The sequence below is a fragment of the Mycoplasmopsis agassizii genome, assembly GCF_002276225.1.
Taxonomy (GTDB): domain Bacteria; phylum Bacillota_I; class Bacilli_A; order Mycoplasmatales; family Metamycoplasmataceae; genus Mycoplasmopsis_B; species Mycoplasmopsis_B agassizii_A.
The window spans coordinates 41,809-48,074 of record NZ_NQNY01000012.1 but is presented as its reverse complement, the minus strand read 5'-3'; the positions used below and the strand labels follow the sequence as shown (position 1 = coordinate 48,074).

Sequence of the window (6,266 nt, the reverse complement as noted above, 5' to 3'; positions counted from 1 at the left end):
TATACAACATACTATATGATATTATAAAAAAATATCTTCCCAACCTTTCTGATTGAGCTAGATATTACAATTCAGCAACAAATTATTTATGAAAAAATCTTTTCCTTAAATTTGTAAAAGATTTTTTTGTCAGGTTTTGGATGATTTAAATTATCTTTCTCACACTTTAATTTCTTTTTCAAAAATAGTTTCAAAGACTTTTTTCGATCAAGCAGCCACATACATATCTCTAGATACACCTACAAATTTTTTTGTTCAGTCTCTAGTTGAATAAACTGATGAATAAGCATATTTTAGATATACATTATATTTTTCATAAAGAGATAGAGAAGGATATTTCTCTAATTTTCTTTTAAGAAATCACATGTTGGCTCTATAATGAGAAGTCAGTGGTTTTCATTTTAAGATGTCATATGATATTCCTTTGATATATAAATAAAATGTTTTGAAGTCATATTTTTTTAATTCTTCAAGTGCTCTAGTTTGAAATATTTGTAGATCTTTTAAAATATGTTTAAGTTTTCAAATATTTATTATGATTGGAATTACTGGAGAAACTCATGAAACAATTAAAACAATTAATTCTAAATTATTTAATTTTTCCGGTATTGGATCAGATATAAATATTTCCATCACAAGAAAAAATGTAAAAGTTAATGCAGGGGTAAACATTAGTAAAATTAAGCCCAATGACATACGCAAAAATTTTATTTTACTGTTTAATGTAGTTTCCTTTGTTTTTACAAATGTTGTTAATAATGGAATACGATTTTGTTTCATGAAATCTATAATCTTATATTTTTGGTTTTTTGAAATCAATGGCTGAATATGAAAAACAATTAAAAAAGAAACAATTCAAAATATATGCGTTGCAATATAATAAGTTCATTCTGAAGTTGATAGCATTAAAAATTGTTATCCTTAATTACACACGTCAAACTCATAACTATTATATTTTGAACTATTTACAAAAAAGATTGTTAATAAAATGAAAATAATAAAAAATAGTTTCTAAAACTAGAAACTATTTGGCAAACAAACTTTAGTAAATTAAAATTTACTTTTTATATTTATCTGGCAATAAATTTAAATTAATATGGCAATATCCTGAAGGATTTTTAACTAGATAATCTTGATGATATTCTTCTGCTAAAGTTTCATCTTTAACATCTTCAACTTCAAAAGTTGTTTTATCATGTTTAGATTCAAATTCACTAATTAAGTTTTTAATAACTTCTTTACTAGCTTGATCTTTTTCATAAAAATAAAAACCAATGCGGTATTGTACACCTACATCATTACCTTGTTTATTTAGTGAAAAAGGATTCACTATTTCAAGCATTAAAACAAATATATCTTTTAAACTAACCACACTTTCATCATATTCTAATTTAACAGCCTCAACATGACCGCTAGCACGGCACACTTGCTGATAAGTAACATCTTCAAAACCACCATTTAAATAATATGATTTAGAAGAATTAATTCCTTTAACTCTTCTAAATCATTCTTGAACACCTCAAAAGCATCCACCAGCAACAAAAATTGTTTTCATTTCATAACCTCTTATTTTTCAATTGATAATTATTATTATATAATCTAAAGACTAAATAAGTAATTTAATTAAGGAGGATTATGGCTTTAAAAGCAGGAATTGTGGGTTTACCTAATGTAGGTAAAAGTTCTTTATTTTCAGCACTAACTAAAAAAGAAGCTGAATCAGCTAATTATGCTTTCACAACAATTGAACCTAATGTAGCGAGTGTAGAGTTAATTGATCCAAGGATGATACAGTTAACAAAAATGGCACAACCTAATAAAACAATTTATGCAACTTTTGATTTTGTTGATATAGCAGGATTAGTGGAAGGCGCTTCCAAGGGTGAAGGTTTAGGTAATAAATTTTTAGCAAACATCCGTGAAACGGATGCGATTGTGCATGTGATTCGTTGTTTTGAAAATAACGATATCCTACATGTAAAGGGCTCAATTGATAGTGTGCGTGATGCTAAAATTATTAATTTAGAATTAATTTTAGCTGATTTAACAACTGTTGAAAATATTATTAATCGAGTTAAATCAAAAGCCTTAAATTCAAGTGATAAAAAAGCAAAAGCAGAATATGCTTTAGCTTTAAAAATGCAAAAAGCATTGATGGATGAAAAGCCACTACGCTTAATTGAATGAGATGAAAATGAACTTTTTTTAGTTAAAAGTTTTCAACTACTTACTATTAAGCCTCAGATTTATGTTGCTAATTTAAACTCTGAAGAAATTAATAATCCTGGTCAAAATATTCACTATAAAAACTTAGAAAAACTAGCTAAAGAAGAAAATTCGCAGCTACTTGCTTTAAGTGTTAACTTAGAAAAAGAACTTGTTTTAATGGAAAATGAAGATGAAAAACACGAAATGATGCAAATGTTTAACCTAGAATTTAGTGGTCTAGATTTATTAGTTGCAAGAACTTTCAAACTACTTAATTTAGCAACTTTTTTCACAGTTGGTAAAATTGAAGTTAGGGCATGAATTTTCAAAAATAGCATGTTAGCACCTCAATGTGCAGGAATTATTCATAGTGATTTTGAAAATAAATTTATTAAAGCAGAAGTTATTTCTTATGATGATTTTGTCGAAGCAGGCGGCGAGGCACAAGCTAAAGAAAAAGGTAAATTAAGACTTGAAGGTAAAAATTATTTAATGCAAGATGGCGATATTTGCCATTTTCGATTTGGTAAGTAGGTCTGGAAATCAAATTTTAAAAACACTTATTTAATAAAAAAAGCAATGAACTTTTTTGTAAGAAGTTCATTTTTTATTGCTTTAAAATGGCAATTTCGCTTATAAAATCAGAAATTAATGGTAGTTAAGCATTATTTTGGATTTTTTGTTAATAACCAAATTTACTAAAATTTACTCCAAAAACAGATTTGGAATTTCCATTAATAAGCACAAAATGGAACTTTTTAATAAATTTAAAGAAATTTCAAAAAAGTTGTTTTATATTCGGCTTTTTTTGACAAAGTGCTATATTTTTCCCGTAAAAGTAAACATTGTCTTTTTTATGAAAAAAATAAAAAAGCCAAATCACTTTTATCAATTTAAATTAAGGAGATTTAATGAAAAAATTAAACAAAAAATCTATTTTACTAATGACATCACTAGCTCTAGGAACTATCGTAGTTTCAACAGCAATAGCATGTTCACCACAAACGCCACAACCCAATTTGCAAACTTCTGACCAAAAAGTTGTAAATAGGATCGCAGACAGTCTTAAAAATGGGACTTATAATGCCAAAAGTACTTATGCAGATGTTGAAGCACTAAATAAAGCAACTGCAGGTGTTAAAAGCCTTGCTGATCTAGAAAAAATTTTAGATACTGCTTCAGCTAAAACATTTAAAGATGCATTAGGCAAAGCAACTTTTACTTCTAATAACGGTTCACTAGTTGATGCCAACAAAAAAAGGGTTAATTTAAAAATAAAAATTTCTTATGCACAGCCTGCTGTTTTTCAAGAAGTTGAATTAAAAATTAACTACATAACTAAAGGTAGTACACCATCAGTTAAAACTGATAATCAATTAGCTAAAGAATGATACGATTCAGTTGCTTTAACTAACACTGCTGCTAATGATATTAAAGATAAATTACCTAGTGAAGTAACTACTTTTAATGCTCAAAACCTACAAACTGCTTTAGAAAACGCACCAACAGGCTTTACTAGCATGTTAAATTAGTAGTAGCTTCTGCTGATGATTTAACAGGTAGTTTAAAAGTTAATGTTTCTTTATCAAAAGGCACATCTTGATTTAGTAGTGATGGTACAACTGCTGCTAATCAAGCAGCAGCAGTTGCTAAAATTGTAACAGTTAGTGGCTTTAAAAATACTGCCAAAACTAATGCTCAAAAAGCAGTTGTTTACTACTCATCACTACCTGAAACCAAAGCATTAACTGATCAAGAAGTTACACAAACATTACCTAGTGCAGTTACTCAAGAAATCTTAAATTCACTAGTAGGATTAGCACCAACTGCACCTGAAGGTTTAACTCTTTCTTTATCATTAGTTGATAAAGGAGCAAATGATAAAGATGGTAAATTATCAGTAAAAGTTACTTTATCAGAAGCTACTGATAAGTTCTTTAATACTGAAGGAGGGGTAGTTAATACACTAGCAAATGCTGGTAAAGTAATCGAATTTAGCGGCTTTAAAGTTCAAGATGAAAAAACACCTCCAGTTGTTGAACAACCTGCTAAAGCTGCTGACTTAGTTAAGGCATGATTTGAAACTATTAGCGAAACTAAAAATGTTGAAAATCAAAAAACAACCTTACCATCAAGCATCACTCAAGCTAATTTAGAAACAACTTTAGCAGCTGTTTATAAAGCACCAAAAGATGTCGAAAATGCTAAAGTAGTTTTAACTCTAGTGTCTGTAGATAATGATTTAGGAACTATAACTATTAAGGTTGCACTTAAATCAGCTGATAAATGATATTCACCATTAAACGGTGCTTTAGAAACAAGTGAAATCACTAAAGAAGTTAAACTAACAAACTTTCAAACTACTGCTGAAGCAGTTAAAGAAATCTATAAAAATCAAAGTTCAACAATCACAGTTGATTCAACTAAATCAGCTAGCGAGACTGCTAAAAATCTGGAAGAAAATGTGAAAAGTTTCTTCTCAGTTTTACAAACTAGCGTAGCTAAAATTAAATTACTTAATTTAACACTTAGAGTCGCAACATCATCTAATGCAGTTGATGATGAAACCGGTAAATTAGTAGTCAATTTTTATCTATCTAGAAATGAAAAAGGTAAAACTCAATACTTTAAAGTTGATGGATCAACTACTGAAGTATTAACTCAAGTAGATGGCAAAGATGTAACCTTAACAGGCTTTAAACAAGTTCATATACTTGATGAAGTATCAGATGAATTGATGCGTTGAAAAGTTAAAGACGACATTATTTACTCTGAAGTCAAAGAATTTGTTGAATTAACTACAGATACTGAACAAACTTCAGAAAAAGTCTTTAACTTACTAAAAAAATTCGCTTCTTTAGATTCATCTATTAAAACACCAACTGATCAAATCGAAATTGTTAATCCTAAAAAATTACTTACTTGATCAATTAATGATTATTCAGCAATGCTAGTTTTTAAATTAACACTTAGAAGAAAAGCTGATCCTGAAATCACTAAAACAGTTACTTTCCAAACTGACTTTAGAGGATTTTTACCTGCATTTTTAAATGTTAAAGGCGGTGTTAATGAAAACCGTTCTAATAAATTTGTGAATTTAGTCTTTAACGAGTTATCAGAAGGTAACACTTTTTCAAAATGATCTAGCTTTATCAGAATGTTTGCTTTATCAGCTCGTAATGATGAGCGCAAATTAATGAATTTTGCTAATTCCTTGGCAGAAAAAATTAAAGCAAATATTCGAAGACCAATTAATGAATACAACTTAATCTATCCTTTTAGTCCTGCAGATATGAAAACTGCACTACATTCTCATGGCGTTTTAAACACTGCATTATCAAATGGTGATTATTGATTATCATGAATGGGTGCAAATAGTCAAACCTATGTAATTGGTGGATTGCAAAGTGAAAAAGCAACTCCATCAAATGTTAAGTTAAAACTAGGAAATGGTCAACCTTGAAAAGTAAGTTTAACTAACGGAACAAATTCAAATACCTATATTGAATATAATAGTCCTATTTTTGGCCTAGGAACTATGCAACGTTTTAACATCACTTTAGTTGGTGATTGAAGAGACAATAAAAATGCAGCCTATACTAAAGGTTTTGCACCTGATAAAGCTGCAACCATGTATAACAAAAATGATTTAGTGCCTTCACCATTTACAAATGGAATTGCCTCGGCAACCATGTTTTTATTAAAAGCAGTTATTAATGGTCAATAATTACATAAAGCATTTACTAATTAACTTTTACTTACTAATATAAAATTAAAAGTAATTTTGCAATTAACTTAAAAGTTGCTTTATTATCTAAAACCTATTAAATTGGTTCGATTCTGCGAACCAATTTTTTAATAGCAAGATGAAAAGCTAAAAAATTATTAAGACTGGCTTTCTTTAGTTATAATTAGATTAATATGAAAAAAGAAAGAGCTAAAAAGTTTAAAAAAAGTAACTGTGGCAAGACTATAGAACAACTGGATAAAGGTTATGAGTTACAAGAAGTCAAAAACCAAGTAACTGAAGTTGATAAATACGGTAAAATACTTTTTGA

Annotated in this window: 5 protein-coding genes; 3 read left to right on the top strand and 2 right to left on the bottom strand. The window is 28.5% G+C overall.

All coding sequences use genetic code 4. The features are described from left to right. Positions 1–150: 150 nt before the first annotated feature. Both CJJ23_RS03695 and msrA read right to left on the bottom strand, forming a co-directional pair. Entirely contained in the window at positions 151–780 is a 630-nt protein-coding gene (locus tag CJJ23_RS03695; protein WP_180738032.1) for a hypothetical protein, read from the bottom strand. A gap of 277 nt (positions 781–1,057) precedes the next feature. After that, the gene (gene msrA, locus CJJ23_RS03690) at positions 1,058–1,555 is read right to left on the bottom strand and encodes a peptide-methionine (S)-S-oxide reductase MsrA (RefSeq protein WP_095335014.1); all 498 of its coding nucleotides are present in this window, start codon (positions 1,553–1,555) and stop codon (positions 1,058–1,060) included. An 80-nt stretch (positions 1,556–1,635) separates the two neighbouring features. Here msrA and ychF point away from each other — a divergent pair, with 80 nt between their 5' ends. From ychF to CJJ23_RS03675, 3 genes are all read left to right on the top strand, one after another. Continuing rightward, the gene (gene ychF / locus CJJ23_RS03685) at positions 1,636–2,742 is read left to right on the top strand and encodes a redox-regulated ATPase YchF (RefSeq protein ID WP_095335013.1); all 1,107 of its coding nucleotides are present in this window, start codon (positions 1,636–1,638) and stop codon (positions 2,740–2,742) included. Positions 2,743–3,119: 377 nt separating this feature from the next. Next, positions 3,120–3,740 (top strand): hypothetical protein, encoded by a 621-nt coding sequence (locus tag CJJ23_RS03680; RefSeq protein WP_095335012.1) that lies wholly within the window; start codon positions 3,120–3,122, stop codon positions 3,738–3,740. After that, a complete protein-coding gene (locus CJJ23_RS03675; RefSeq protein ID WP_420329861.1) occupies positions 3,737–5,935 on the top strand; it encodes a lipoprotein 17-related variable surface protein in 2,199 nt (732 codons plus the stop codon). The genes CJJ23_RS03680 and CJJ23_RS03675 overlap by 4 nt, the downstream gene beginning before the upstream one ends. Positions 5,936–6,266: the final 331 nt, after the last annotated feature.